At 64.9% G+C, this 25003-nt stretch carries 26 protein-coding genes and 1 tRNA gene; 15 read left to right on the forward strand and 12 right to left on the reverse strand.

From position 1 onward, the window contains the following. Positions 1-81: 81 nt before the first annotated feature. The 3 genes from IB275_RS19830 to htpX all read left to right on the forward strand — a co-directional run bounded on the left by IB275_RS19830 (position 82) and on the right by htpX (position 2810). Positions 82-1293, forward strand: coding sequence for a pyridoxal phosphate-dependent aminotransferase (locus IB275_RS19830; protein ID WP_081518627.1), 1212 nt, complete (start codon positions 82-84; stop codon positions 1291-1293). A gap of 28 nt (positions 1294-1321) precedes the next feature. After that, positions 1322-1762: a hypothetical protein gene (locus tag IB275_RS19835; protein WP_192295020.1), complete on the forward strand. Its 441-nt coding sequence runs from the start codon at positions 1322-1324 to the stop codon at positions 1760-1762. A gap of 172 nt (positions 1763-1934) precedes the next feature. Further along, positions 1935-2810 (forward strand): protease HtpX, encoded by an 876-nt coding sequence (htpX, locus tag IB275_RS19840; RefSeq protein ID WP_081518629.1) that lies wholly within the window; start codon positions 1935-1937, stop codon positions 2808-2810. A gap of 55 nt (positions 2811-2865) precedes the next feature. Here htpX and IB275_RS19845 read toward each other — a convergent pair whose 3' ends face one another. Together IB275_RS19845 and IB275_RS19850 are read right to left on the reverse strand one after the other, a co-directional pair. Beyond that, positions 2866-3522, reverse strand: a complete 657-nt coding sequence (locus IB275_RS19845) for a thiopurine S-methyltransferase (RefSeq protein ID WP_192295021.1) — start codon at positions 3520-3522, stop codon at positions 2866-2868. Between the two features lie 11 nt (positions 3523-3533). Next, positions 3534-3728, reverse strand: a complete 195-nt coding sequence (locus IB275_RS19850) for a hypothetical protein (protein ID WP_192295022.1) — start codon at positions 3726-3728, stop codon at positions 3534-3536. A 253-nt stretch (positions 3729-3981) separates the two neighbouring features. Here IB275_RS19850 and IB275_RS19855 point away from each other — a divergent pair, with 253 nt between their 5' ends. Next, the gene (locus IB275_RS19855) at positions 3982-4752 is read left to right on the forward strand and encodes a DODA-type extradiol aromatic ring-opening family dioxygenase (protein ID WP_192295023.1); all 771 of its coding nucleotides are present in this window, start codon (positions 3982-3984) and stop codon (positions 4750-4752) included. Between the two features lie 91 nt (positions 4753-4843). Here the strand turns inward: IB275_RS19855 and IB275_RS19860 are convergent, their stop codons facing one another. Next, on the reverse strand, positions 4844-6541 hold the full coding sequence (locus IB275_RS19860) for a DEAD/DEAH box helicase (RefSeq protein ID WP_081518633.1): 1698 nt from the start codon (positions 6539-6541) through the stop codon (positions 4844-4846). A 337-nt stretch (positions 6542-6878) separates the two neighbouring features. On the opposite strand from IB275_RS19860, the gene IB275_RS19865 reads away from it, so the two are divergent. From IB275_RS19865 to IB275_RS19875, 3 genes are all read left to right on the forward strand, one after another. Beyond that, on the forward strand, positions 6879-7670 hold the full coding sequence (locus IB275_RS19865) for a crotonase/enoyl-CoA hydratase family protein (RefSeq protein ID WP_192295024.1): 792 nt from the start codon (positions 6879-6881) through the stop codon (positions 7668-7670). A 259-nt stretch (positions 7671-7929) separates the two neighbouring features. Next, on the forward strand, positions 7930-9561 hold the full coding sequence (locus IB275_RS19870; protein ID WP_192295025.1) for a collagen-like triple helix repeat-containing protein: 1632 nt from the start codon (positions 7930-7932) through the stop codon (positions 9559-9561). 84 nt (positions 9562-9645) lie between these two features. Next, a complete protein-coding gene (locus IB275_RS19875; RefSeq protein ID WP_192295026.1) occupies positions 9646-11313 on the forward strand; it encodes a ShlB/FhaC/HecB family hemolysin secretion/activation protein in 1668 nt (555 codons plus the stop codon). 13 nt (positions 11314-11326) lie between these two features. Here IB275_RS19875 and IB275_RS19880 read toward each other — a convergent pair whose 3' ends face one another. Continuing rightward, on the reverse strand, positions 11327-12088 hold the full coding sequence (locus IB275_RS19880; protein WP_192224322.1) for a spermidine synthase: 762 nt from the start codon (positions 12086-12088) through the stop codon (positions 11327-11329). 419 nt (positions 12089-12507) lie between these two features. Between IB275_RS19880 and IB275_RS19885 the strand changes: the two genes are divergently transcribed. Together IB275_RS19885 and loiP are read left to right on the forward strand one after the other, a co-directional pair. Further along, positions 12508-13854, forward strand: coding sequence for a class II 3-deoxy-7-phosphoheptulonate synthase (locus tag IB275_RS19885; RefSeq protein WP_192295027.1), 1347 nt, complete (start codon positions 12508-12510; stop codon positions 13852-13854). 129 nt (positions 13855-13983) lie between these two features. After that, entirely contained in the window at positions 13984-14745 is a 762-nt protein-coding gene (gene loiP, locus IB275_RS19890; protein ID WP_192295028.1) for a metalloprotease LoiP, read from the forward strand. 34 nt (positions 14746-14779) lie between these two features. Here loiP and IB275_RS19895 read toward each other — a convergent pair whose 3' ends face one another. From IB275_RS19895 to IB275_RS19905, 3 genes are all read right to left on the reverse strand, one after another. Beyond that, positions 14780-16000, reverse strand: a complete 1221-nt coding sequence (locus tag IB275_RS19895) for a winged helix-turn-helix domain-containing protein (RefSeq protein ID WP_192295029.1) — start codon at positions 15998-16000, stop codon at positions 14780-14782. 60 nt (positions 16001-16060) lie between these two features. Further along, on the reverse strand, positions 16061-16531 hold the full coding sequence (locus tag IB275_RS19900; RefSeq protein ID WP_192295030.1) for a DUF3291 domain-containing protein: 471 nt from the start codon (positions 16529-16531) through the stop codon (positions 16061-16063). Positions 16532-16618: 87 nt separating this feature from the next. After that, positions 16619-16852 carry a DUF1127 domain-containing protein gene (locus IB275_RS19905; RefSeq protein ID WP_412547974.1) on the reverse strand — a complete coding sequence of 78 codons (234 nt, stop codon included), beginning with the start codon at positions 16850-16852 and terminating at the stop codon, positions 16619-16621. Between the two features lie 94 nt (positions 16853-16946). Here IB275_RS19905 and IB275_RS19910 point away from each other — a divergent pair, with 94 nt between their 5' ends. Next, on the forward strand, positions 16947-17798 hold the full coding sequence (locus tag IB275_RS19910) for a LysR family transcriptional regulator (RefSeq protein WP_081518641.1): 852 nt from the start codon (positions 16947-16949) through the stop codon (positions 17796-17798). A gap of 6 nt (positions 17799-17804) precedes the next feature. Here the strand turns inward: IB275_RS19910 and IB275_RS19915 are convergent, their stop codons facing one another. Beyond that, on the reverse strand, positions 17805-18551 hold the full coding sequence (locus IB275_RS19915; RefSeq protein ID WP_192295031.1) for a sulfite exporter TauE/SafE family protein: 747 nt from the start codon (positions 18549-18551) through the stop codon (positions 17805-17807). Between the two features lie 105 nt (positions 18552-18656). Here IB275_RS19915 and IB275_RS19920 point away from each other — a divergent pair, with 105 nt between their 5' ends. The 3 genes from IB275_RS19920 (at position 18657) to IB275_RS19930 (ending at position 20727) form a co-directional block, all read left to right on the forward strand. Further along, positions 18657-19613 carry a LysR family transcriptional regulator gene (locus IB275_RS19920; RefSeq protein ID WP_192295032.1) on the forward strand — a complete coding sequence of 319 codons (957 nt, stop codon included), beginning with the start codon at positions 18657-18659 and terminating at the stop codon, positions 19611-19613. A 63-nt stretch (positions 19614-19676) separates the two neighbouring features. Beyond that, the gene (locus tag IB275_RS19925; RefSeq protein WP_138521870.1) at positions 19677-20126 is read left to right on the forward strand and encodes a MarR family winged helix-turn-helix transcriptional regulator; all 450 of its coding nucleotides are present in this window, start codon (positions 19677-19679) and stop codon (positions 20124-20126) included. Between the two features lie 172 nt (positions 20127-20298). After that, entirely contained in the window at positions 20299-20727 is a 429-nt protein-coding gene (locus IB275_RS19930; RefSeq protein ID WP_138214829.1) for an organic hydroperoxide resistance protein, read from the forward strand. A 65-nt stretch (positions 20728-20792) separates the two neighbouring features. Here the strand turns inward: IB275_RS19930 and efp are convergent, their stop codons facing one another. Next, on the reverse strand, positions 20793-21359 hold the full coding sequence (efp, locus tag IB275_RS19935) for an elongation factor P (RefSeq protein WP_045211459.1): 567 nt from the start codon (positions 21357-21359) through the stop codon (positions 20793-20795). Positions 21360-21401: 42 nt separating this feature from the next. After that, entirely contained in the window at positions 21402-22529 is a 1128-nt protein-coding gene (gene earP / locus IB275_RS19940; protein ID WP_192295033.1) for an elongation factor P maturation arginine rhamnosyltransferase EarP, read from the reverse strand. A gap of 173 nt (positions 22530-22702) precedes the next feature. Between earP and IB275_RS19945 the strand changes: the two genes are divergently transcribed. Together IB275_RS19945 and oprI are read left to right on the forward strand one after the other, a co-directional pair. Then, a tRNA-Ser gene (locus tag IB275_RS19945) sits at positions 22703-22792 on the forward strand. 413 nt (positions 22793-23205) lie between these two features. After that, positions 23206-23457 carry an outer membrane lipoprotei OprI gene (oprI, locus tag IB275_RS19950; protein WP_017517003.1) on the forward strand — a complete coding sequence of 84 codons (252 nt, stop codon included), beginning with the start codon at positions 23206-23208 and terminating at the stop codon, positions 23455-23457. A gap of 145 nt (positions 23458-23602) precedes the next feature. Here the strand turns inward: oprI and IB275_RS19955 are convergent, their stop codons facing one another. Both IB275_RS19955 and IB275_RS19960 read right to left on the reverse strand, forming a co-directional pair. Beyond that, complete coding sequence (locus IB275_RS19955; protein WP_045211466.1) at positions 23603-24586, reverse strand: L,D-transpeptidase family protein; 984 nt, start codon at positions 24584-24586, stop codon at positions 23603-23605. Between the two features lie 73 nt (positions 24587-24659). Next, positions 24660-24938, reverse strand: a complete 279-nt coding sequence (locus IB275_RS19960) for a hypothetical protein (RefSeq protein ID WP_081518646.1) — start codon at positions 24936-24938, stop codon at positions 24660-24662. Positions 24939-25003 lie beyond the last annotated feature (65 nt).

Consider the following 25003-nt stretch of genomic DNA (forward strand, 5'->3'; position numbering starts at 1 on the left):
ACCGATCATTTGACGCCAGTCTGTCACCCGCGTTACAGCCTGCCAAGTCGCCGGCCGCGGACTATTTCGGAATCCCAGATCATGCAGGTCACCAAATCGAACAAGCTCGCCAACGTCTGCTACGACATTCGCGGGCCCGTGCTCAAGCACGCCAAGCGCCTGGAAGAGGAAGGCCACCGCATCCTCAAGCTGAACATCGGCAACCCGGCGCCGTTCGGTTTCGAGGCGCCGGACGAAATCCTCCAGGACGTCATCCGCAACCTGCCGACCGCCCAGGGCTACAGCGACTCCAAGGGCCTGTTCAGCGCGCGCAAGGCGGTGATGCAGTACTACCAGCAGAAGCAGGTGGAAGGCGTCGGCATCGAGGACATCTACCTGGGCAACGGCGTGTCCGAGCTGATCGTCATGGCCCTGCAGGCGCTGCTCAACAATGGTGACGAGGTGCTGATCCCGGCGCCCGACTACCCGCTGTGGACCGCCTCCGTCGCCCTCTCCGGCGGCAAGCCGGTGCACTACCTGTGCGACGAGCAGGCCGGCTGGTTCCCCGACGTCGCCGACATGAAGGCGAAGATCACCAGCAACACCAAGGCCCTGGTGCTGATCAACCCGAACAACCCCACCGGCGCGGTCTACTCCAGGGAAGTGCTGCTGGACATCGTCGAACTGGCGCGCCAGCACAACCTGGTGATCTTCTCCGACGAGATCTACGACAAGATCCTCTACGACGAGGCCCAGCACATCTCCACCGCCTCCCTGGCGCCGGACGTGCTCTGCCTGACCTTCAACGGCCTGTCCAAGTCCTACCGCGTGGCGGGCTTCCGCTCCGGCTGGATCGCCATTTCCGGCCCGAAACACAAGGCGCAGAGCTACATCGAAGGCCTGGATATCCTGGCCAACATGCGCCTGTGCGCCAACGTGCCGAGCCAGCACGCCATCCAGACCGCCTTGGGCGGCTACCAGAGCATCAACGACCTGGTCCTGCCGGGTGGGCGCCTGCTGGAACAGCGCAACCGCGCCTGGGAACTGCTCAACGACATTCCCGGCGTCAGCTGCGTGAAGCCCATGGGCGCGCTCTATGCCTTCCCGCGCATCGACCCGAAGGTCTGCCCGATCCACAACGACGAGAAATTCGTCCTCGACCTGCTGCTTTCCGAGAAGTTGCTCATCGTTCAGGGCACCGCTTTCAACTGGCCCTGGCCGGATCACTTCAGGGTGGTTACCCTGCCGCGAGTCGATGACCTGGAACAGGCCATCGGACGCATCGGCAACTTCCTGAAAACCTATCGCCAATAACTCATCGCCAGTGAAGCCCAGCGCATAAATGGACCTGCAGATCGACGACTTCTACAAGGATGCCGCTTCCGGCCTGCTGACTCTCTACCAGGCCTTCCCGCGCAAGATCGCCCTCTATGTGGAGGACCTGATCGGCCGGGAGGAGCCCGACGAGTTCGGCCTGCCCAGCACCCGCCACCAGAGTTGCCTGGGTGCGCTGCTGTGGCTGGCCGATGAAGGTTATCTGCGCTTCGAGACCACCATTCGCTACGAGGCGCTGGACCAGGCGGTGCTCAGCGAAAAGGCCTTCATGCGCCTGACCCGCATCGTCCCCCATGCCGTGCGCGACGGCGAGGAACTGCCGCCCAGCGTGCGCCGCGACCAGGCCACGCTGGCCAACCAGTTGCGCGAGGCACTGGCCGCCCGGCACGGAGAACGCGTCGCGCGGCTGACCCGTCTACTCTTCGAGAGCGACCCGGGGCGCCCGTAACACGGGCAGGCGACACAAGTTGAAATAGTCCCCGAGTTGAATCGCCTGGGGGCCAACCGTATATACCCCGCATACTATTCAGCGATCCCGTGCCTGCCTGTGCCCGGCGATCCGGAAAGCCGCGACCCACTGCGGCTTTCGCCAATGTCACCGTGAGGAGAAGCTTTACGCCATGATGCGCATCCTGTTGTTCCTGGCCACCAACCTGGCTGTTCTGGTGATCGCCAGCATCACCCTGAAACTGCTCGGCGTGGACCGTTTCACCGGCCAGAATTACGGTAGCCTTCTGATTTTCTGCGCCGTCTTCGGCTTCGCCGGCTCCCTGGTTTCGCTGTTCATCTCCAAGTGGATGGCGAAGATGAGCACCGGCACCGAGATCATCAGCCAGCCGCGCACCCGCCACGAACAGTGGCTGCTGCAGACCGTGGAAGAGCTGTCCCGCGAGGCTGGCATCAAGATGCCGGAAGTAGGCATCTTCCCCGCCTACGAGGCCAACGCCTTCGCCACCGGCTGGAACCGTAACGACGCACTGGTCGCGGTCAGCCAGGGCCTGCTCGAGCGCTTCTCGCCTGAAGAAGTGAAAGCCGTGCTGGCCCACGAGATCGGCCACGTGGCCAACGGCGACATGGTCACCCTGGCACTGATCCAGGGCGTGGTGAACACCTTCGTGATGTTCTTCGCACGCATCTTCGGCAACTTCGTCGACAAGGCGATCCTGAAGAACGAAGACGGCCCGGGTATCGGCTACTTCGTCGCGACCATCTTCGCCGAGCTGGTCCTGGGCATCCTCGCCAGCATCATCGTCATGTGGTTCTCGCGCAAACGCGAATACCGCGCGGACGAGGCCGGCGCCCGCCTGGCCAGCACCGGCGCGATGATCGCCGCCCTGCAACGCCTGCGCGCCGAACAGGGTGTGCCGGTGCAGATGCCCGACACGCTGCAGGCCTTCGGCATCAACGGCAACCTCAAACACGGCCTGGCTGGCCTGTTCATGAGCCACCCGCCGCTGGAAGACCGTATCGAAGCCCTGCGCGCCGCTGGCCGCTGAGTTTCGGAACGATAAAAAAGGCGACCCTCGGGTCGCCTTTTTTCATACCGTCGATTCAGCCACGTCGCAGCGCGAACACCACTTCATCCAGATGGCTGACGCCGCGCTTGAGGAACTTCGGGTTTTCCGCCAACACGTCCAGACGCTCCACTTCCGCCACTTCCCAGCCCTCGACGAAGAGCCCACGCACTTCATCCGCCAGCACGGCGAACGGCGGGCCATCCATCTCGGCCTGGGGGTATTCCAGGCTGACCACCAGCCCGCGCGCCTGTTGCGGCAGGATGCGCTGCAGGTGCGCCACGTAGTCGGCACGCAGATCCGGCGGCAGAGCGATCAGCGCCGCGCGGTCGTAAAGGCCACTGCACTCGACCACCTGCTCGGCCGTGACGTCGAAGAAATCCCCCTGGAGAATCTCCAGGCGCTCGTAACTATAGCGCCGCAGCGCGCCCTCCCCGGTGACCTGCGGCGTAACGCCCAGTTCGGCGAAGAAGTCGACGGCGGCTCGCTCAGCCAATTCGACACCCAGCACGCGGTACCCCCATTGCGCCAGCCAGAGCATGTCCAGGCTCTTGCCACACAGCGGCACCAGCACCTGCGATTCCTCGGGCAACTCCAGATTCGGCCAGTGCCGTTGCAGACCGGGGTTCACCGATTGCTGGTGGAAGCCGATTTCATTGCGCGCCCAGCGCGACTGCCAGAATTCATGCTGCATAGGTCACCCGTTCAAACACTGCGCATCACGCGCGGTAACAGCCAGCGCCACCAGGCACCGCGCCGCTCGCGCTGACGCTCGCCGGCTTCGAGGATCTTCAGCCGCACCTGGTTACCACGGACCCGCTGCACGCAGATCTCGGTGCCGTCCTCCAGATGGAGGCAGTCGCCGCTCTCGAGCACCAGGACTTGTTCAATTTGTTGCATAGCCGAATTCGCCATTCGCTTCGGAAATTTCCGCAAACTCTAACGCATCGTCCGACTGACATCCTGCCAAAGCGCGCTAAGGCGACTGCCTCCATCACTCTGCAACCGAGTTGGCACTTCTACAGCGATGCGCCTCAAGGGAATAGCCACAGACAGAACAATCTACAAAAACGATCATTACTGTCAAAAACCTATACTGGATTTCGATCTTTACCCGCGTGAACATAGAGCCATTCAAGTAGCGAGGTTCGCCATGCTCCCTGCCCTGTTCATCTCCCACGGCTCCCCCATGTTAGCCCTGGACCCCGGCGCCAGCGATGCGCCCCTGAAGCGCCTGGCCCGCGAGCTGCCACGTCCGAAAGCCATCCTGGTGGTCTCCGCCCACTGGGAAACCCCGGACCTGCGCATCACCGCATCGCCCAAGCCGGAGACCTGGCACGACTTCTACGGCTTCCCGCCCGAGCTCTATGCCGTGCAGTACCCCGCCGCCGGCTCGCCGGAACTGGCCCAGCGCGTCGTCGAGCTGCTGGCCGAGGACGGCCTGCCGGCCACCCTCGACTCCGAGCGCCCGCTGGACCACGGTGCCTGGGTGCCGCTGAGCCTGATGTACCCGGGCGCCGACATCCCCGTGGTCCAGCTGTCCCTGCCCAGCCGCCTCGGCGCGTCCATGCAGCACCGTATCGGCGCGGCCCTGCGTGCGCTGCGCGAGGAAGGCATCCTGCTGATCGGTTCGGGCAGCATCACCCACAACCTGGGCGAACTGGACTGGCACGCCGGCCCGGAAGTCATCACACCGTGGGCCAAGGCCTTCCGCGACTGGATGGTGCAGCACCTGGAAGCCGATGACGAAGCCGCCCTGTTCGACTACCGCCAGCAGGCGCCGCACGCAGCGCGCAACCACCCGCGCGACGAGCACCTGTTGCCGCTGTACTTCGCCCGTGGCGCCGGCGGCTCGGCGATGACGGTGGAGCACGCCGGCTTCACCCTCGGCGCGCTGGGAATGGATATCTATCGCTTCGGCTGAAGCAGCCACCCCTGCAGGGGAAGCCGTCCAGGACCGGAAACGAAAAAGCCCCGCCAATGGCGGGGCTTTTTCATGCGCGGGGACTGACGAATCAGTCTTCGCGGTAACGACGCAGACGCAGTGCCTTGCCAGCGACGCGGGTGTCCTTGAGCTTGGTCAGCAGACGGTCGAGGTTCTCTTCCGGCAGCTCGATCAGGCTGAAGGTCTCGCGGATCTGGATGCGGCCGATGGCCTCGCGGGACAGGCCGCCCTCGTTGAGGATGGCGCCCAGCAGGTTCTTCGCCTGCACGCCGTCACGGGCGCCCAGGGCGGTACGGCAGCGGGCCTTACCTTCCGACGGCGGAGCCATGGTGCGCGGCGCGCCGCTGCGCTCCGGACGGTCGCCGCGCTCGGGGCGATCGCCACGCTCACTGCGCTCGTAACGGTCGCTGCGCTCACGCGGGGCGGCCGGGGTCAGCGGCTGTTCGCGGCGGACCGATTCCAGGTCCAGCGCCTTGCCTTCGGTCAGCTTGGCCAGCAGTACGGCGGCCAGGGTGTCCATGTCGGTACCCAGGCGACGGCACAGCTCGTCACGCACGGCGCCACGGCTGGCAACGGCGTTGGCCAGCAACGGTTGCAGGCCGGTGGCCAAGCGGTTCAGGCGCGCTTCGAGGACGGTTTCAGCGTCCGGCAGGCGAACTTCGCCAACCTTCTGCCCGGTCACACGCTCGATCACCTGCAGCATGCGGCGCTCACGCGGAGTCACCAGCAGCAGGGCACGGCCTTCACGACCGGCACGGCCGGTACGGCCGATACGGTGTACATAGGATTCCGGATCGTAGGGCATGTCCACGTTCAGTACGTGGGTGATGCGCGCCACGTCGAGGCCGCGGGCGGCGACGTCGGTGGCGATGACGATGTCCAGCGAGCCATCCTTCAGGGACTCGATCACACGCTCACGCTGGGCCTGCGGCATGTCGCCGTTCAGCGCGGCGGCACGGTAGCCCTGGCGCTCGAGCAGCTCGGCGATGTCCAGGGTGGCCTGCTTGGTGCGGACGAAACCGATCAGCGCGTCGAACTGCTCGACTTCCAGCAGACGCAGGATCGAGGCCGGCTTCTGGTCGGCGTGAACCATCAGGTGCGCCTGCTCGATGCGGGCGACAGTCTGGGTCTTGGCAGCGATGCGGACGTGCTTGGGTTCTTTCAGGTGGCGTTCGGCGATGCTGCGGATCGAGGCCGGCAGGGTCGCGGAGAACAGCACGCTCTGGCGGCTGGACGGCATGGCTTCGAAGATCACTTCAAGGTCATCCATGAAGCCGAGCTTGAGCATCTCGTCTGCTTCGTCGAGCACCAAGCTCTTGACGGTGGACAGCAGGTTTTCGTCGCGGCGCAGGTGGTCGCACAGGCGGCCCGGAGTGGCGACCACGACCTGGGCGCCCTGGCGCAGGGCCTTCAGCTGCGGGCCCATGGGCGCGCCGCCGTAGACGGCAATGACGCCGACGCCCGGCATCTGCTTGGAATAGGTTTCGAAAGCGGTAGCAACCTGCAGGGCCAGCTCGCGGGTCGGTACCAGTACCAGCACCTGCGGAACGCGGCGGCTCGGCTCGATCTGCGACAGCATCGGCAGCGCAAAGGCAGCGGTCTTGCCGGTACCGGTCTGGGCCTGGCCGATCATGTCGTGACCTTCGAGGATCACCGGGATCGACTGGGCCTGGATCGGCGACGGCTCTTCATAACCGACAGCGGCAATGGCAGCGAGAACATTGGGGTGAAGACCGAGCGCGGCGAAGCCGGCGGTTTCCTGGGTCATGGGTTTTGCCTCTAAGTACATCCGCAAAGACCCAATAGCCGAGCTGCGCATGCCCTGTACGACAGTGAAGTCACCCAGGCAGCTGGAAGCGGGGATTTGCGAAATGAAGATTGGAAGAATGCGTCAAGGAAGTCCGCACTGCGGACACATAGCCCGAGTGTGAAACTGCGGGAGAATGCGGGATCCGAAACGAGGCCAGCGTTTGGCCGGCGCGTATCATACCGGAAAAACCTGACCAATGTGTTTCTTTTCGGAACATGCCCGGCGAACGGTCATTCCGTGGACAACCCCGTCCCTGCCGGCTATACCGTGCAAGCCACCTGACCGGAGCCCGCCGATGACCGCCAGCAGCGAACCGCGCATCACCGTCGAACGTCATGACCACGTCCTGCTGCTCGGCCTGAACCGGGTCGACAAGCGTAACGCCTTCGACCTGGAGATGCTTACCCAGTTGGTGCAGGCCTTCGGCGAATACGAGCGCGACGACGACCTGCGCTGCGCCCTGGTGTTCGCCCACGGTGATCACTTCACCGCCGGCCTGGACCTGGCCAACATCGGCGAGACCTTCCGCACCGGCTGGACCATGCCTGAGGGCTCCGCCGATCCGTGGGGCACCTTCGGCGGCCGGCGCCTGACCAAGCCGCTGCTGGTGGCCGCGCAGGGCTACTGCTTCACCCTGGGCATCGAACTGATGCTCGCCGCCGACATCAACCTGTGCGCCAGCAATGCGCGCTTCGCCCAGCTCGAAGTGCAGCGCGGCATCTTCCCCTTCGGCGGCGCCACCCTGCGCATGCACCAGGTGGCCGGCTGGGGAAACGCGATGCGCTGGCTGCTCACCGGTGATCCCTTCGACGCCCACGAGGCGTATCGCATCGGCCTGGTTCAGGAAGTCACCGCGCCCGAAGAGTTGATGCCCCGTGCGCTGTGGCTGGCCCAGCGGGTCGCCGCCCAGGCGCCGCTGGGCATCCGCGCCACCCTGGCTTCCGCGCGCCGCAGTCTCGACGAAGGTGAGGAAGCGGCAGCGCGACTGTTGCCGGCGATGGCCAGCGAACTGCTGTCCACCGAGGATGCGCAGGAGGGTTTGAACGCCATGCTCGAGCGCCGCGAAGGCCGTTTCCAGGGCAAATGAACGCACCGGGAAAACGCCAAACGGAACCATCGTGCGAAAAGCGCTATATCCAAGGTATTAAAAACGCCTGGCAAGTCGCCATAATCCTTTAGTTTTTCCTTTTAATTCAAAGACCTGCCAAACACAAAACGGCTATATACAAGTTCCAATTTCGCGCCTGAAAACAAACCTCTAGAACTGACTCCAGAGCAGCGCAGCGACTCGCCGGGATACCGAACCGGGCAGCCAGCTGACTGACGTTCTCATGGAGGAATTCGCTATGTCAGGTCCGATTCGTGTTTTCGCACTTTCCCTTCTCGTCGTTGCCCTGTCGCTGCAAGGTTGCAGCAGCCACGGCGGCAGCAGTCACCACCGCGCTTCCGATAGCAGCAGCACCGACGATGGCGCCGGTTCCGGCGGCGATGGCAGCGGCGGCACTGGCGGTACCGGTGGGACCGATGGAACCGGCGGCACCGGCGGAACCGATGGAACTGGCGGTACCGGCGGCACTGGCGGTACGGGCGGCACCGACGGAACCGGCGGAACCGGAGGCACTGGCGGTACCGGAGGAACGGGCGGCGGCGACGGCACAGGCGGCGGCACCACCACTCCGCCAGCCAGCACCACCGGCAATATCCTGACCAATACCGGCGAAGCGGTCTCCAATGTCGGCGACACCGTGAGCACCGTCGGCGCCGTGGTGAAGACAGTCGATCTGCCGGTGCTGGGCAATGGCGTCACGCAGAATGCCGGGACGCTGGTCCAGGAAGTCGGCGCCGGTGTGGACAGCGTCGGCACCGGCGTCACCAACGGCCTCGGCCAGCTGGGCAACAACCCCAACGCCATTGGCACCACCGTCGCCGGCGCCACTGGCCTGGTCAGCCACACCGGAGGCGCAGTCAGCAGCCTGGGCGACACCGTGGCGGCCATCGGTGATGCCCCGGTGCTGGCCAACACCCCGCTCAATGGCCTGACCGGCCAGGTCGGCGGCCTGGTGGACGGCGTCGGCGGCAAGATCACCATGCTCGGCGACTCTCTCAGCGGCGCAGTGACCACCGGCCCGCTGAGCCAACTGACCACCCAGCTCAGCGGCACCACCGCCGGACTGGTCGGCAAGGTCGAAGGAACCACTCGCGGCGTCGGCGCCGCCACCGGACTGGGAGCGCCGGTGAACAACCTGTTGACCACCGTCGGCGGTGTTGTGACCCAGACAGGCAACCAGGTAGCCAGCGCGAATCCGGCGCTGGCACCGGTCGGCGGAATCGTCAGCGATGCGGGTCAGGCAGTCAGCGCGGCCGGCGGCTTGGTCAATGGCAGCAATCCGGGCGGTGGTCTGCTCGGCAACGTCACCGGCGCACTGGCTGGCGCCACTGGCGGCAGTAATCCAGTGGGCGGCGTGGTCAGCGGCGTGACCGGTGCCGTGGGCGGCATCACCGGCGCCCTGGGCGGCACCACTGGCGACAGCAATCCGGTGGGTGGCCTGGTCAGTGGTGTGACCGGCGCAGTGGGCGGCCTCACCGGATCCCTGGGCGGCGCCACCGGCGGCAGTAATCCGGTGGGTGGCCTGGTCAGCGGTGTGACTGGCGCAGTAGGCGGCCTCACCGGTTCTCTGGGCGGCGCCACTGGCGGCAGCAACCCGGTAGGCGGCCTGGTCAACGGCGTGGCCGGCACCGTCGGCGGCGTGACCAGCAGTCTCACCGGTGGTGGCGGCCTGGTCGCCGGGGCAGGCGTGGGCATCGGCAGCAACACCCAGGGTTCGGGCGTGGCAGTCGGCGCAGGCGCCGGTACGACTGGCGGTACCAGCGGTCAGGGAGGCCTGCTGGGCAATACGCTGGGCGCCGTGGGTGGCGCGCTGGGTGGTGTGACCGGCGGACTGGGTGGTGGATTGGCGATCGGTACGCCCAAGCAATAATCCGAATTACACCCATACTGTGGTTACCAGGAGCCGCCCACGGCTCCTGGTCCTTTATCGAAGTCGGTCTCATGGAGGAGCCAGATGCGCAAACTTGCTGTCCTGCCCCTGTTGTTGGCTGCACCTTTCGCCTGGGCCGAGCGCCCGATCCAGCTTCCCGGCTCCGATATCGAACAGACCCTGCCCCGCCCCAACCTCCCTGGCGGCGACATCCGCCCCAAGGCCCCCAAGGTCACCGCGCCGGAACCTTCAGCCACCCAGCCCGCGCAGATCCTCCAGCAGCGCATCCGTATCAAGCGCATCGAGCTGGCCGGCGGCAAGCACTACCCCGTCGAAACCTGGAAACCCCTGCTGGAGCCCCTGACCAAGCGCACCATCCAGGTCAGCGAACTGGTGGCGGCGGCCAAGGCCATCACCCAGCGCTACCAGGACGACGGCTACTTCATCTCCTTCGCCTACGTGCCCAACCAGGACTTCCGCAGCGGCGTCGCGCGCATCGTGCTGGTCGAGGGCCATATCAGCCAGGTCCGCGCCGCGGGCGACCTGGGAGTCCACCAGCAGCGCGTGGACCGCTGGATCGAGAAGCTGAAAGCGGAAAAGCCCCTCACCCGCGAGAGCTTCGAGCGCTTCAGCGTGCTGATGAGCCGGGTGCCCGGCATGCAGATGGCCATGGCGCTCAACCCACCCACCACCAGCGACGGTGGCGCGGTGCTGGAACTGGCTGGCAAGCAAAAGCGCTTCGATACCGGGATGAACCTCGACTCCCGGCGCGGCGAGCAACGCGGGCTGTTCAACGCCGAAGTGATGTCGATGCTTGGCTGGGGCGAGCAGCTGCAGTTCAGCTACCTCTACCCGCCGGGCGACGACCACGAGTACTACCGCGCCTGGAACTACAGCCAGTTGCTGGGCGACAACGGCGTGCAGCTGCTGGCCGGCTACAGCAAGTACAACTCGCGCCCCGGCGAGAACCTGCGCCTGGCCAGCGGCCTGGAGTTCGAACGCAAGCGGCAGAACGAGCGGGTCAGCGCCGGCCTGGGCATCCCGCTGATGCTGCGCCGCGACCTGACCTGGGACCTCAACCTGCGTGGCTACACAGTCAACGACACCAGCACCTACGACCTGGTCTACCCGGCCATCCCCTTCCGCATCGAACAGAAGAGCAAGCTGCGCGTGGTGGGTATCGAAACCGTCGTCCAGCAGTTCGCCGAGAAGCGCGTGCGCGCCGGCAGCGTGGCGGTTTACCAGGGGCTGAACGGCATGGGCGCGGAAGCGCCGGAGCCGATCAAGAAGAACTTCACCCGCCTGCTCGGCTTTGGCGCGCAGCAGGACCAGTTCGGCTCCAACTGGCAGGGCGTGGTGAGTGCTGCCTTCCAGTGGAGCGACGACGTGCTGCCCGACTCCGAGCAGGTCACCTATGGCGGCGGCAACTTCGGCCGCGGCTATCCGGACGACCAGGCCAGCGGCGACAAGGGCTGGGGCGCCTCCTACGAGGTGAACTATTCCTTCCTGCGGCAGAGCGCGGTGCTCAACCAGATTCAGCCCTATTTCGTCGTAGACACCGCACGCACCCGCTACAACCAGGACGGCCTGAACGAAGGCAAGCTCGGCTCGGCAGCACTGGGCGTGCGCTTCTCCAACCGCAAGCATTACCTGGTGTCGATGGAGGTCGCCAAGCCTTTCGGCGACCGCGCGCTGGACAACAACGAGCGCAGCCCGCGGCTGAACTTCGCCTTCAGCTACCAGATCCCCTGAGGGATGCGGAGAGTCACTGCGCCGGGCGCAGTGACTCTATGTAGGTACGCAGCGAATAGCCCAGCTTGGGTTCGAGCTGGCCGACGCGCTTCTTCAGGCCGCGCAGGTTCAGCTCCTGGTCGAGTTCGGCAGGAACGAAGACGATCACGTTGCCCTCGGGCACCGGGCACTCCCAGTAATGCCGGTTGAAGCGTCCACGCAGCAGCGCGGCGCCCAGCGGCCGGCCATCGTCGGTGCTCCACTGGTTGATCACCAGCCAACCGCCCGGCTTCAGACGCTCGCGACAGGCACCGAGAAAGTCCCAGCCAATGTGCGCCGGCGCCGGCCCGGTATCGGTGTAGAGATCGAGGAAGATCAGGTCCGCCGGCTCGCACTCGGCCAGCTCCTGCACGGCGTCGCCGATGCGCAGGTTCAGACGCTGGTCGTCCACCAGCCCGAGGTGCTCGCGGGCCAGGCGCGGGATGGATGGGCGCAGCTCGATGGCTTCCACCTCTTCCAGCGGCAGGTACTTCAGGCAAGCCTGTGTCAGGCTGCCCGCGCCGAAGCCGAGGAACAGCGCGCGGCGCGGGCGCGGATGGCACAGCGCACCGACCAGCATGGCGCGCGAGTAGTCGTATTCCAGCCAGCTCGGATCACCCATCAGCACGCAGCTCTGCTCGACCTCGTCGCCGAACTCCAGGTAGCGGAAGGCACCGCTCTCCACGACGCGTATCACGCCGAAGTCATCGCGCTCCTCGACGATCAGCAACTCTTCGCTCAGCAGCTCCTCGCTCATGACCGGCTCCGGGCAGAAACGGTCGTGACAATGCGATCCGCCGGGAGCGGCGAACGGCACGGATTGCCATTGAAATACAGGGGCTCGCGCACGCAATAATCCTTCGAATCAAGACGGCCAACCACGACCGACACGTCAGCAAGGCCGCAAGAATAACAGCCCAAGAGGCACAACCGAGCATGCACCAGCGCAACACCTCCCAAGCTCTCTCCGCACGCCACCTTTCCCCGCCCGGACTCCAGACACGGCACGCTCGCGCGTACCGCGCAGACGGCTGATCGCACCAACGAGTTCCGAAGACCCGTGTTCCCCTGGACAAGGATGTCCCCCCTCTCTTCACACGCCAGCGACCACGCGCGGGGCAAAAGCCGAGCTGATACCATGGGCGGATACTGTCCACAGCCGCGAAGACCCCGCCGATGAGCCTGCCCTGGAGCCCCGATAGCTGGAGAAGCAAGCCGATCCAGCAACAGCCCGCCTACCCCGACGCCAACCGCGTGAGCGAAGTCGAGCGCACCCTGGCCAGCTTCCCGCCGCTGGTGTTCGCTGGCGAGGCGCGCGAGCTGCGCCGGCAATTCGCCGAGGTCACCGCCGGCCGCGCCTTCCTGCTGCAGGGCGGCGACTGCGCCGAAAGCTTCGCCGAGTTCTCCGCGGCGAAGATCCGCGACACCTTCAAGGTACTGCTGCAGATGGCCGTGGTGATGACCTTCGCCGCCGGCTGTCCGGTAGTGAAGGTCGGGCGCATGGCCGGGCAGTTCGCCAAGCCGCGCTCCTCCGGCGATGAAACCATCGGCGGCGTGACCCTGCCCGCCTACCGCGGCGACATCGTCAACGGCATCGGCTTCGACGAGAAGAGCCGCGTGCCGGATCCGGAGCGCCTGCTGCAGGCCTACCACCAGTCCACTGCCTCGCTGAACCTGTTGCGCGCCTTCGCCGGCGGCGGGTTCGCCGACCTGCACCAGGTGCACCAGTGGAACCTGGACTTCATCGCCAACTCGGCGCTGTCCGAGCGCTACCAGCAACTGGCCGACCGCATCGACGAGACCCTCGCCTTCATGCGCGCCTGCGGCCTGGATACCGCGCCGCAACTGCGCGAGACCAGTTTCTTCACCGCCCACGAAGCGCTGCTGCTGAACTACGAGGAAGCCTTCATCCGCCGCGACAGCCTCACCGGCGGCTGGTACGACTGCTCGGCGCACATGCTGTGGATCGGCGACCGCACCCGCCAGCTCGACGGCGCCCACGTGGAAATGCTCCGAGGCGTCGGCAACCCCATCGGCGTGAAGGTCGGCCCGAGCATGGACAGCGAGGAGCTGATCCGACTGATCGACATCCTCAACCCGGAGAACGACCCCGGCCGCCTCAACCTCATCGTGCGCATGGGCGCGGACAAGGTCGGCGACGGCCTGCCGCGCCTGATCCAGACGGTACAGCGCGAAGGCAAGCAGGTGCTGTGGAGTTCCGACCCCATGCACGGCAACACCATCAAGGCCTCCAGCGGCTACAAGACCCGCGACTTCGCGCGCATCCTCACCGAGGTCCGGCAGTTCTTCGAAGTGCACCAGGCCGAGGGCAGCTATGCCGGCGGCATCCACATCGAGATGACCGGGCAGAACGTCACCGAGTGCATCGGTGGCGCGCGGCCGATCACCGAGGATGGCCTGAGCGACCGCTACCACACCCACTGTGATCCGCGCCTGAACGCCGACCAGTCGCTGGAGCTGGCCTTCCTCATTGCGGAAACCCTGAAACAGGTTCGCCGCTGAGTCCGACACGGGTCTCAGAGCAGTCCTAAAAACACTGCCCGCATTGACGCGGCCGGGGGCGCCTACCTAGAGTGGCGCCCCGCGCGGCAGCCGCCGCGCCATGGAAACCGTCAACCAAGGAAGATCCCGATGCAACTGCACCGCTCCCTCCTCGCCCTCGTCATTGGCGCCGCCGCAGCCCTCTCCGGCTGCCAGAACGTGAACACCGACAGCCTCATGCAGTCCGGCATGATGGCCATGAAGGCCGCCACCCTGAGCGACGCCGAGATCAAGCAGGTCGCCGACGAAGCCTGCGCCAAGCAGGATGCTGAAGCGCAGATCGCGCCGGCCTCCAGCCCCTATACCCAGCGCCTGGACAAGATCGCCGCCGCTCTGGGCAACCCGCTCAACGGCACGGCGGTCAACTACAAGGTCTACCTCACCGACGACGTCAACGCCTTTGCCATGGCCAACGGCTGCGTGCGCGTTTACTCCGGCCTGATGGACCTGATGAACGACAACGAAGTGGAAGGCGTGGTCGGCCACGAGATCGGCCACGTCGCCCTGGGCCATATCAAGAAAGCCACCCAGACCGCCTACGCAGCCGCCGCCGCACGCAACGCTGCTGCCGCCTCGGGCAATGCCACCGTGGCCGCACTGTCGCAGTCGCAGCTGGGCGAGATCGGCGAAGCGCTGGTCAACGCACAGTTCTCCCAGTCCCAGGAGTCGGCCGCCGACGACTACTCCTTCGACCTGCTGAAGAAGCGTGGCATCCCGCTGGAAGGCCTGGCCACCGCCTTCGACAAGCTGGCCAAGCTGAGCGGCGGCCAGGAGAGCAGCATGTTCGACTCGCACCCCGGCTCGCAGCAGCGCGCGGACCACATCCGCCAGCGCATCGCCAGCGGCAAGTGATCCCGGACGGGCCTCTGCGGAGGCCCGTTTGTTTTCAGACCCTCGCCAGCAACCCTTGCAGACGCTCGCCGGACGGCCGCCGGCAGTTCACCGCTACCCGTTCCAGCCCGAGCCAGTTCGCCATCTCGCCCAGTTGCTGCGCCAGCGCAGCGTGCCCTTCTTCGCCCAGCCCCTTTTCCTCTTCGTGGACGGCATGCACCACCAGCCTGCCGGCAGCGCGATCGGAGCGCAGATCGACCCGCGCGGCCAGGCGCTCGTCGAACAGGAACGGCAACACGTAGTAGCCGTAAACCCGCTTGTGCTGCGGCGTGTAGATCTCCAGGCGGTAGCGGAAGTCGAACAGCCGCTCGGTACGGGCGCGTTCCCAGACCAGCGAATCGAACGGCGAGAGCAAGGCACTGGCGCGCACCTTGCGCGGGATCACCGGGTCTGTCAGGCAGTAGGCCGGCGCCTGCCAACTCTGGACCTGCACCGGCAACAGCTCGCCCGCCTCCACCAGCTCGGCCAGCCGCAGCTTGCTGTCGGCAGGGTCGAGGCGGAAGTAATCGCGCAGGTCTTTCTCGGTAGCCACGCCCAGCGCCTGTGCCGAATGCAGCAGCAGCTGGCGCTGCGCCTCGTCTTCGTCCACTTCAGGCCGCTGCAGCAGATCGGCGGGCAGGACGCGCTCCGGCAAGTCGTACAGACGCTCGAAACCGCGACGCCCAGCGACCGTCACCTCGCCCGCGGCGAACAGCCACTCCAGCGCGTGCTTCTCGTCGCTCCAGTCCCACCAGGGGCCGGCGCGCTCTTCGCGGGTGGTCAGGCTGCCAGCCCCCAGCGCGCCTTGCTCGCGCACGGCATCGAGCACCCGCTGGATAACCGGTTGCTGCTCGCGCCCGAAGCGCGCCAGCTGCTGGTAGATGCCACGCCCCTCGGCCGCACGACGCATGCGCCAGCGCATCAGCGGATAGAGTTCCAGCGGCAGCAACGACGCTTCATGCCCCCAGTATTCGAACAGACGGCGATGCCGCCCGCCGCTCCAGGCGGCCTCTTCCAGCAGCGTCGGCGAGTAGTTGCCCAGTCGCGAGAACAGCGGCAGGTAGTGCGAGCGCACCAGCGCGTTCACCGAGTCGATCTGCAGCACGCCAAGCCGCTCGAGCAGGCTGCGCACATGACGGCGCTGCACCTCGCCGCCGGGCTTGCGCAGGGTGAACCCCTGGGCGGCGAGTGCCAGGCGGCGGGCCTGCTTGAGGGACAGGGATTCGACGGTCGGCATCGTGGACTCCGGGGCTGGGCGAGCCCTAGAGCCTAACGCCAATCGCAGCGCCTGGCTGCATCAGGCGGGTTCACCGAGCGGCGTGGGTACCGGGAAGGGACGTGCGAAAGTGAAGACCTCCGCCGAGGGGCCCTCCAGCCGCAGACGCTCCAGGCGGTCGCGGGCCATCGCCACATCCGGCAGCTCGCCTTCCGGCAGCCACCAGAGCGCGAGGCTCGGCGAAGGCAGGCGTTCCATCCAGTCGCGCTTGCTGCGCAGGACCTGCAGATGCTCGCCGGCATAGACGTAATCCTTGAGCGCTTCGACCGACTCCCACAGCGACAGGTTGACGATGATCAGCGGGTCGTCGAAGACGCGAATCGAGGTGGCATCGCCCTCCTCCGTCTGCAGGCGCCAGACGAAACCGGAGCTGCGCTCGGCGAGGGCATTGATGTGATCGAGCTGGTCGACGAAGCCCTTCATCAGGGGGTGATCCAGCGGTGCGCGGGCCCTGGCGATGTTGACCTGGGCAAGGTGGTAACGGGTGGACATGGGCTTCCTTGTCATCCAGCGGGTCATGAGGCTGATCAGGCTTTGGGGAGCGGGCGGCACGACGAGGGTCCGTGCCGCCCGGCGATTTCAACGGCGGACATAATCCATCCAGAACGGGCGCTCGACTTCCTGCTGAATGTCGGCACGGCTCAGGCCGATATCCTTGAGCGCCTCATCACTCATGGTCGCCAGCTCACGACGCTGGCGGGCCAGTTCGTGCCAGTGCAGGACACGTTGAATGGCGCGCTTCCAAAGCGGAACGGTGGAGACTTTGTGGACATGGTAGGACGCTGCTACGAAACCGAGTTGACCTTTCATCATGCTTCCCTCCCTGTGGGGTTGGATGCAGTTTCAGGCTCGCGCTAAGATCAATCCAACGAATCATTCTTATGCAACCCATCTCGGAGATTGATGAATGAGCAGCTTCCCCAGCATCGACAGCGAACTGCTGCGCACCTTCGTCGCCATCGCCGACCACGGCGGATTCACCCGCGCGGCCGAGATGGTCAACCGCACTCAGTCGGCAGTGAGCATGCAGATGAAACGCCTGGAGGAGGACGTACTGGAGCGCAGCCTGTTCGAACGCGACGGCCGCCAGGTGCGCCTGACGCCCGAGGGGCAGATCCTGCTGGGCTACGCGCGGCGCATCCTGCGGTTGCAGGGTGAGGTGTTCAACACCTTCCGCCAGCCGCACATGGTCGGCTCGGTGAAGATCGGCACGCCGGATGACTATGTGATGCGCTTCCTGCCCAGCATCCTTTCGCGCTTCGCCGAGGCCTATCCGCTGGTGCAGGTGGAAGTGCACTGCGACTCGTCCGCGCAGTTGCTGATGCGCAACGACCTGGACCTTTCCATCGTCACCCGCGAGCCGGGTACCGAGATCGGCCAGTTGCTGCGCCAGGAGTCCTTCGTCTGGATGGCCGCCGAGAGCTTCTGCCCGCAGGAGCAGCGCCCGCTGCCGCTGGCGATGTTCAACACCGCCTGCTTCTGCCGCGCCTGGGCCTGCAATGCGCTGGAGGCGATGGAAGTGGACTACCGCATCGCCTACAGCAGTCCGAGCCTGTCGGCGCTGTTCGCCGTGGCCAGTGCGGGGCTGGCGGTCACAGCGCAACTGCAGAGCCTGCTCACTGGCAATCTGCGCATCATCGGCGAGGACGAGGGCCTGCCAATGCTCCCCAACGCCAGCATCGTGCTGCTACGCGGGCAGAAGATGACCCCGGTGACCGACAAGCTGGCCGAGTACATCGTCGAAGGCTTCCGTTCGTAATGCGGCTCAACGCACCGCCAGCAGCACTGCGCAGACGATCAGGAAAGCGCTGAAGGCCAGACGCAGCTGACGCTCGGGCAGCGCATGGGCCAGGCGCACCCCCCAGGAAATGCTGACCAGCCCACCCAGCGCCAGCGCGCTGCCCATGCGCCAGTCCACATGGCCGTGCATGGCATAGGTCGCCAGCGCCACGCCCGTGCTGGGCGCCGCCAGAGCCAGCGCAAGACCCTGGGCGATCACCTGGGTCAGGCCGAAGACGGACGTCAGAACCGGCGTCGCCAGCACACCACCGCCCACCCCGAACAGCCCACCAAGAGAACCGGCACCCAGTCCCAGCACGCCCATCCACGGCAGGCCGTAGCGCGGCGTGCCGCTGCCCTGGGGCACGCGCTGGAACAGACGCACCAGCAGATACAGGGCCAGCAGCACCAGGAAGACCACGAAGGCGGTGCGCATGCTGCGGGCATCCAGGTTCACCGCGATGCTGGAAGCGAAGAACGCGCAGACCAGGCCGGTCAGCGCCAGGACGCCGGCCTGGGCGAAATCGATACGGTTACGCTGGTGATAACGCCAGATGGCCAACAACACATTCGGCACCACCATCACCAGCGCGGTGCCCTGCGCCAGCTGCTGGTCCAGCCCGAACAGCACGCCCAGTGCCGGAATCGCCAGCAGCCCGCCGCCAATACCGAACAGCCCACCCAGACTGCCCAGCACGACGCCGAGCAGAAAGTCCAAGACCAGGTCCCACATGACGCACCTCCACAACAAGGCGTCCATGCTAGAAAACCCCGGCTGGATGGGAAACGCAAAGCGTAGCACAATGGCTTTGTCCTTTTCGCAAAGCCATAACCCGCGATGAACCCTTCCAGCCTCGAAGACCAGCTCGACCTCTACTTGGACGTGCTCGACAACGGCAGCTTCTCCGCCGCCGCCCGCCTACGCCAGCTCACCCCTTCCGCCGTGGCACGGCGCATGGACGCGCTGGAGCAGGGATTGGGTTCGACCCTGCTGGTGCGCAGCACCCACAACGTGCGCGCCACACCGGCGGGGCTGGCGTTCGCCGAGCGGGCGCGGCGGATAGTCATCGAGTTGCGCCAGGCACGCGCGGAAGCGGTATCCCTGAGCACCGCGCCGGAGGGCCTGATCCGCATCGACGCCCCCGTCCCCTTTGGTCGCCGTCATCTGGCCCCGGCGCTGGCGGACTTTCTCACCGCCAACCCAGGCCTGGACGTGCAGCTGCGGCTGATCGACAGCTTCACCGACACCCGCGGGGAAAACCTCGGCCAGGTCGACCTGGTGCTGCGCATCGGCACCCTGCCCGACAGCCGCCTGGTCGCTACACGTCTCGCGCCCATGCGGCGGATCGTCTGCGCGAGCCCCGCCTACCTGCAGCAGCACGGCAGACCAGCCTCGCCACTGGAGCTGCCGGAGCACATCGGCCTCGACTGGGAAGGCCTGGCGCCGCCGCTGGCCTGGCGCTTCCTCATCGACGGCAAGCTGCAACACCTGCGCCCGCGCCGGCTGCGCATGACCGCGAACAATGCCGAGACGCTGGTGGAAGGTGCGCTGCAAGGCATCGGCCTCGCCCACCTGCCCACCTGGCTATGCAGCGAGTACCTGATCAGCGGCCAGTTGCTGCCGCTGTTCTGCGAGAACGGCCTTCCCGAACCAGAGCCTGGCGTTATCCACGCATTGCGCCTGGAGCGCGGCACCCACCCACGCAGTGAGCGCCTGCTGGGCTTCCTGCTGGAGCGTTTCGGCTTCCCGCCGCCATGGGATGCGGCGCTTGCGGAAGCGCTGTTCAAGAATTAACCATCGCGCTAAATTAATGCGCAATCACCTCTTCGCTTCGAGCACCCCGGCCAGGAGCATGCCATGACCCAGCAAGACCCGACCTGCGAAGCCCTCAAGCTCGACAACCAGCTGTGCTTCGCCCTCTACTCCACCTCCCTGCAGATGACCAAGGTCTACAAGCCCCTGCTGCAGGAGCTGGGCCTCACCTACCCGCAGTACATCGCCATGCTGGTGCTGTGGGAAGAAGACGGCATCACCGTGGGCGAGATCAGCTCGCGCATGCTCACCGACCCTGGCTCCCTCACGCCCCTGCTCAAGCGCCTGGAGGCAGAGGGTCTGATCACCCGCACCCGCAGTCAGGCGGACGAACGCGTGGTACAGCTGCGCCTGACCGACAAGGGCCGCGAGCTGCGCCGACAGGCGGAGAGCATTCCGGCCTGCATCCTGGCCAGCAGCGGTCTAACGTTGGACAGTCTGAAGCGCCTCCAGGAGGAGCTCGTGGACCTGCGCGGACACTTGCAAGCCCCGTAATCCGGGGCTTATGCCAAAGCTGCAGGTTCCTTAGTCAGAAATCTTCCAATAATTATCTTGCGCACTAAATTAATTCGAACTAATTTTCACCTCACGAACTGCTTAGCGCACAAGATATTGAGCAGCAAGACACTCTCATACCGAGTTACCTGACCGCGAATCGGAGACCACCATGCAAACCATCAAAGCCCTCTACACCGCCACCGCTACCGCTACCGGAGGCCGTGATGGCCGTGCCGTTTCCTCGGACGGCATCCTCGACGTGAAACTGTCCACTCCGCGTGAACTGGGCGGCGCGGGCGGCGAAGCCACCAACCCGGAGCAACTGTTCGCTGCCGGCTACTCGGCCTGCTTCATCGGCGCCATCAAGTTCGTCGCCAGCCAGAGCAAGAAGCAGATCCCGGCCGACGCCTCGATCACCGGCAAGGTCGGCATCGGTCAGATCCCCGGCGGTTTCGGCCTGGAAGTGGAACTGAACATCAACCTGCCGGGCCTGGACCAGGCCGAGGCCGAAGAGCTGGTCGCCAAGGCCCACCAGGTCTGCCCCTACTCCAACGCCACCCGCGGCAACATCGACGTGCGCCTGAACGTCAGCGTGTGATTCCACGAAAGGCAGAAACGAAAAAGCCCGGCATCAGCCGGGCTTTTTTCTGTCTCGGATCAGGCTCAGGCCTTGACGCGGGACTTGTACTCGCCAGTGCGGGTATCGATTTCGATCGAGTCGCCGATTTCGCAGAAGGCGGAAACCTGGACTTCAGCACCGTTCTTCAGGCGAGCGGTCTTCATCACTTTACCGGAGGTGTCGCCACGGACAGCCGGCTCGGTGTAGACGATTTCGCGAACGATGGTGGTCGGCAGTTCAACGGAGATGACTTTCTCGTTGTAGAAGACGGCTTCGCAGACGTCGGTCATGCCGTCTTCGATGAAGGTCAGCACGCCTTCCAGGTCGCCTTTCTCGATCTCGTACTGGTTGAACTCGGTGTCCATGAAGACATACAGCGGGTCCGCGAAGTAGGAGTAGGTGACTTCCTTGCGATCGAGGATGATCGGCTCCAGCTTGTCGTCGGCCTTGAACACGGTCTCGGTGCCAGCACCGGTCAGCAGGTTCTTCAGCTTCATCTTGACGACCGCGGAGTTACGGCCGGACTTGTTGAACTCGGCCTTCTGGATGACCCAGGGGGCGCCATTGATGTTGGCAACCTGGCCAGCGCGGAACTCTTGTGCGGTTTTCATACGATTATCCGATTGGATTGGAGACAAAAATCAGGGGCCATATCATAGCCAATTTGTATAAAAACGCACCAGCCCCGCGGCAAGATCGGTTTGTTCGCTCAGGCGCCGCTGCCAATTGCCAATCCACGCGGCCCACTCCGGCAGCCGGCTTTCCAGCTTTTGCCAGGCAGCGCCGGCGTCACCCTGGCCATTCCAGGCCATCCAGAACGACTGCAGCTCCATCCGCAGCGTCTCGTCCATTCCCTCACCGAACAGGGCCAGGAAAGCTTCCAGCTTCTCCAGGTGGACATCCTCATCCTGCTGGTAGATGTGCCAGACGAAGGGCCGCCCCGCCCATTGCGTCCGCACGAACGAGTCCTCGCCACGCACCGCGTTGAAATCGCAACTCCACAGCAACGGGTCATAGTCTTCCTGGCGCACGAAGGGCAGCACCTGAACACGCAGGGCCTCCTTCCGGTACTGCTGCCCCACTCCCAGAGCCTGCTCCGCCCAGCGTTCGACATCGGCGAGCACCCTGCCCTCGGGCACCAGCAATAAAGTGGCGACGGTACTTCCAGCCAGTGCGTCCAGCCAGCCAGCCAGCGCGGCATTCTCATAAGCGAACAGGGAAATGCGCCGCTCGTGAGGCTCGGGGTGCACGCCAAGGCTTTCCAGGAAGCGAAGGCTGGCCGCCGGATCGGCCTGGAAGGCATCGCGCCGGGCAATCAGGTCACGCTCGCGCAACAGCCCGCCGGTGGCAGTAGTGAAGCCAGGGAAATAGAAGTACTTCTGCAGCCCGCTGGCCTGCATCGATGGCAAACCATGGCAGGACTCCACCCAGGACTCGGCGCTGAGGTATTCCAGGTTCAGCCACAGGGAAGGCGACTGCCGCTCGCGCATCGCTTCTATATAGGCAGCCGGCATTTCACAGGCGAAGGCCTCGATCACCACGTCCGCCGCAGGAGTGTCCTGCCAGGGCTTGGGCCACAGCCGCACTTCCACACCCGATTGCTGTTGCGACGCGGCCGCGCCATCAGCTGTCGGGCAGATACGCACGAAGGCCGCGAGATCGTCGACCCACAGCCGCACCTGCTGGCGGTGCTCTCCGGCCAGTTGCCGGGCCAGCCGCCAGGTGACGCCGATATCGCCATAGTTGTCGACTACGCTGCAGAAGATGTCCCAGCTGGCCATGCGCTTTCCTACGTACCAGAGCGTGTCTCAGAAGGAGCCAGTGTACCCGCGATCCCGGCCATGCTCCTTAAGCCGATGAATCCCTTGGAAAAAATTTTCAAAAAAGATTTGCCAAGAAGGAAACCTTTGAGTAAAGTGCGCGCCTCGACAGACACAGCGCTGTCGAGAAATCTGGTGAGGTGTCCGAGCGGTTGAAGGAGCACGCCTGGAAAGTGTGTATACGAGAAATCGTATCGAGGGTTCGAATCCCTCCCTCACCGCCAGATTCATGAAAAAGCCCGGCTAAGCAATTAGCCGGGCTTTTTCGTTTTCCCCTTCACACTTTCTTCACCTGTTGCGGCCTAGTTGCAAGTTGTCAGTTGGACAAATGCACAACGGCGATTAAACAGTTGTTCGACCATTGTCGACAGTCATCTGACAGCTTGGTTCCGCAGCCCTGAAACCCGCCTCAGACCCCGCCTGACACCTGTTGGCAACACTCCTTTGCCAGATTGGACAGTTTTTGCCCAAATCGGCCTCGCACAACTGCTAACAGCACCCGTAACATGAAAAAAAAGTGCCGTACTTGCGCTTGGTCAGTTTACTTACTACAAGTAATGGGTACTATGTAGTCCGGCTAATTTCCCAGCCATGGGAGATTGCTTTTAATGGAAATGTCCACCTTAAGGGGAACACGATGAACAACGTTCTGAAATTCTCTGCTCTGGCTCTGGCTGCTGTTCTGGCCACCGGTTGCAGCAGCCACTCGAAAGAAACCGAAGCACGTCTGACCGCTACTGAAGACGCCGCTGCTCGCGCTCAAGCCCGTGCCGATGAAGCCTATCGCAAGGCTGACGAAGCTCTGGCCGCCGCTCAGAAAGCCCAGCAGACCGCTGACGAGGCTAACGAGCGCGCCCTGCGTATGCTGGACAAAGCCAGCCGCAAGTAATAGATCTTCGGATCTGTTCGAAAAAACCGACCCCTCGGGGTCGGTTTTTTTATGCCTGCCTGTTTTTCCCCTCGACAAACAGGCAGGCAACAAAAAGCCCGCTCGACCGGTAACGGTCGGCGGGCTTCTTAGTGCGCGCTGCGAGTTACTGCAGCGGCACCGCGTCCTGGTCAACAGTAGCGGCAACCGAACCACCCTGCTGCACTTGCTGCGGCTGGGCAATGGCAACCGGCAGGCCGTCTTCGGCAGCAACCACTTCACGCACCACGTTCCAATCCATCTGCATCTGGCTGGCGATGTCTTCGCGCTTGAGCAGGGCGTTGATCACCGCGGTGTGCTTGTCGACCACGGACGGGTCGCCGTTGTCATCGATGGGCGCGTGGGCTTCGAGGTAGATCTTGCCTTCGCTGCGACCGAACTTGTACGGCTCGTTGATGATGCGCACCTTGGTGCCCACCGGAATCATCGAGAAGAGCTGGGTCACGTCCCAGTTGTACATGCGGAAGCAACCGTGGCTGGTACGGGTGCCGATGCCGAACTTCTTGTTCGAACCATGGATCAGGTAGCCATGGAAGCCCAGGCTCATCTTGTACGGACCCAGCGGGTTGTCCGGACCCGGCGGCACTACGGTCGGCAGCGGATCGCCGTCGGCGGCGTGCTCGGCGCGGATCGAGGCCGGCGGGTACCAGGCCGGATCCTTGGTCTTGGCGATCACGCTGGTGCTGCCCACCGGCGAACCCCAGCCTTCGCGACCGATTCCCAGGGCGTAGGTGTAGACAACATTCTTGTCCTTGGGGAAGTAGTACAGGCGGTATTCGGCGAGGTTGATCACCACCCCTTCGCGGGGACCTGCCGGCAGGACGAAACGGGTCGGAATGATGACCTCGGTACCCACGCCCGGCAGCCAGGCATCGACGCCCGGGTTGGCAGCGATCATCTCGGAGTAGCCGAGGCCGTACTTCTCGCCCAGGTCGGCGAAGGTGTCTTCGTACTTGGCCTTGATGACCTGGACCTGGCCGACGATATCGTCGCCCGGTGCCGGCAGCGGCAATTCAATGGCGGAAACGGGGCCGGCCGAGAGCAGCGCGGCGAGGGACAGCGAGCAGGCGGCAATGACGCGCGACAACATCCGAGGATCCTTGACGTGGGCAATGAGCAAAGGGTGATCAGTTTACCACCGCAAGCCCCGTCAACGGGAGATATCAGATGAGCCAGGAACTGCGCGCGCCGCGCTTTTCCTCTTCGAGTTGTTTCAGGCAGGCCGCGCAGATGCGCCGATCGCGCAGCAGCGGTTTCTCGGCGCCGCGCCACATCGGCTGTGCCGGCAGCAGGCTGCCGCACAACGTGCGGTCGGCCGGGGTTCCCAGCTCCAGCTGGCGCGCGACCAGATGCACCCGGACCTCGCGGCAGGCGAACAAGTCCAGCTGCTCATCGGGTTCGATCAGCTGGTAGGCGAAGAGGGTCCAGGCGGGGCGCGACATAGGGGGTTCCAGAAGGGTGCGCAAACATAGCCGAAAGGTCGTTCGCGGGGAAGCCTCGATTCTGC

The organism is Pseudomonas sp. PDM21 (genome assembly GCF_014852505.2).
Taxonomy (GTDB): domain Bacteria; phylum Pseudomonadota; class Gammaproteobacteria; order Pseudomonadales; family Pseudomonadaceae; genus Pseudomonas.

Coding starts and splice junctions, on each gene's coding strand:
- IB275_RS19830 (WP_081518627.1), top strand. CDS start 82: ATGCAGGTCACCAAATCGAACAAGCTCGCCAACGTCTGCTACGACATT.
- IB275_RS19835 (WP_192295020.1), top strand. CDS start 1,322: ATGGACCTGCAGATCGACGACTTCTACAAGGATGCCGCTTCCGGCCTG.
- htpX (WP_081518629.1), top strand. CDS start 1,935: ATGATGCGCATCCTGTTGTTCCTGGCCACCAACCTGGCTGTTCTGGTG.
- IB275_RS19845 (WP_192295021.1), bottom strand. CDS start 3,522: ATGCAGCATGAATTCTGGCAGTCGCGCTGGGCGCGCAATGAAATCGGC.
- IB275_RS19850 (WP_192295022.1), bottom strand. CDS start 3,728: ATGCAACAAATTGAACAAGTCCTGGTGCTCGAGAGCGGCGACTGCCTC.
- IB275_RS19855 (WP_192295023.1), top strand. CDS start 3,982: ATGCTCCCTGCCCTGTTCATCTCCCACGGCTCCCCCATGTTAGCCCTG.
- IB275_RS19860 (WP_081518633.1), bottom strand. CDS start 6,541: ATGACCCAGGAAACCGCCGGCTTCGCCGCGCTCGGTCTTCACCCCAAT.
- IB275_RS19865 (WP_192295024.1), top strand. CDS start 6,879: ATGACCGCCAGCAGCGAACCGCGCATCACCGTCGAACGTCATGACCAC.
- IB275_RS19870 (WP_192295025.1), top strand. CDS start 7,930: ATGTCAGGTCCGATTCGTGTTTTCGCACTTTCCCTTCTCGTCGTTGCC.
- IB275_RS19875 (WP_192295026.1), top strand. CDS start 9,646: ATGCGCAAACTTGCTGTCCTGCCCCTGTTGTTGGCTGCACCTTTCGCC.
- IB275_RS19880 (WP_192224322.1), bottom strand. CDS start 12,088: ATGAGCGAGGAGCTGCTGAGCGAAGAGTTGCTGATCGTCGAGGAGCGC.
- IB275_RS19885 (WP_192295027.1), top strand. CDS start 12,508: ATGAGCCTGCCCTGGAGCCCCGATAGCTGGAGAAGCAAGCCGATCCAG.
- loiP (WP_192295028.1), top strand. CDS start 13,984: ATGCAACTGCACCGCTCCCTCCTCGCCCTCGTCATTGGCGCCGCCGCA.
- IB275_RS19895 (WP_192295029.1), bottom strand. CDS start 16,000: ATGCCGACCGTCGAATCCCTGTCCCTCAAGCAGGCCCGCCGCCTGGCA.
- IB275_RS19900 (WP_192295030.1), bottom strand. CDS start 16,531: ATGTCCACCCGTTACCACCTTGCCCAGGTCAACATCGCCAGGGCCCGC.
- IB275_RS19905 (WP_412547974.1), bottom strand. CDS start 16,852: ATGATGAAAGGTCAACTCGGTTTCGTAGCAGCGTCCTACCATGTCCAC.
- IB275_RS19910 (WP_081518641.1), top strand. CDS start 16,947: ATGAGCAGCTTCCCCAGCATCGACAGCGAACTGCTGCGCACCTTCGTC.
- IB275_RS19915 (WP_192295031.1), bottom strand. CDS start 18,551: ATGTGGGACCTGGTCTTGGACTTTCTGCTCGGCGTCGTGCTGGGCAGT.
- IB275_RS19920 (WP_192295032.1), top strand. CDS start 18,657: ATGAACCCTTCCAGCCTCGAAGACCAGCTCGACCTCTACTTGGACGTG.
- IB275_RS19925 (WP_138521870.1), top strand. CDS start 19,677: ATGACCCAGCAAGACCCGACCTGCGAAGCCCTCAAGCTCGACAACCAG.
- IB275_RS19930 (WP_138214829.1), top strand. CDS start 20,299: ATGCAAACCATCAAAGCCCTCTACACCGCCACCGCTACCGCTACCGGA.
- efp (WP_045211459.1), bottom strand. CDS start 21,359: ATGAAAACCGCACAAGAGTTCCGCGCTGGCCAGGTTGCCAACATCAAT.
- earP (WP_192295033.1), bottom strand. CDS start 22,529: ATGGCCAGCTGGGACATCTTCTGCAGCGTAGTCGACAACTATGGCGAT.
- oprI (WP_017517003.1), top strand. CDS start 23,206: ATGAACAACGTTCTGAAATTCTCTGCTCTGGCTCTGGCTGCTGTTCTG.
- IB275_RS19955 (WP_045211466.1), bottom strand. CDS start 24,586: ATGTTGTCGCGCGTCATTGCCGCCTGCTCGCTGTCCCTCGCCGCGCTG.
- IB275_RS19960 (WP_081518646.1), bottom strand. CDS start 24,938: ATGTCGCGCCCCGCCTGGACCCTCTTCGCCTACCAGCTGATCGAACCC.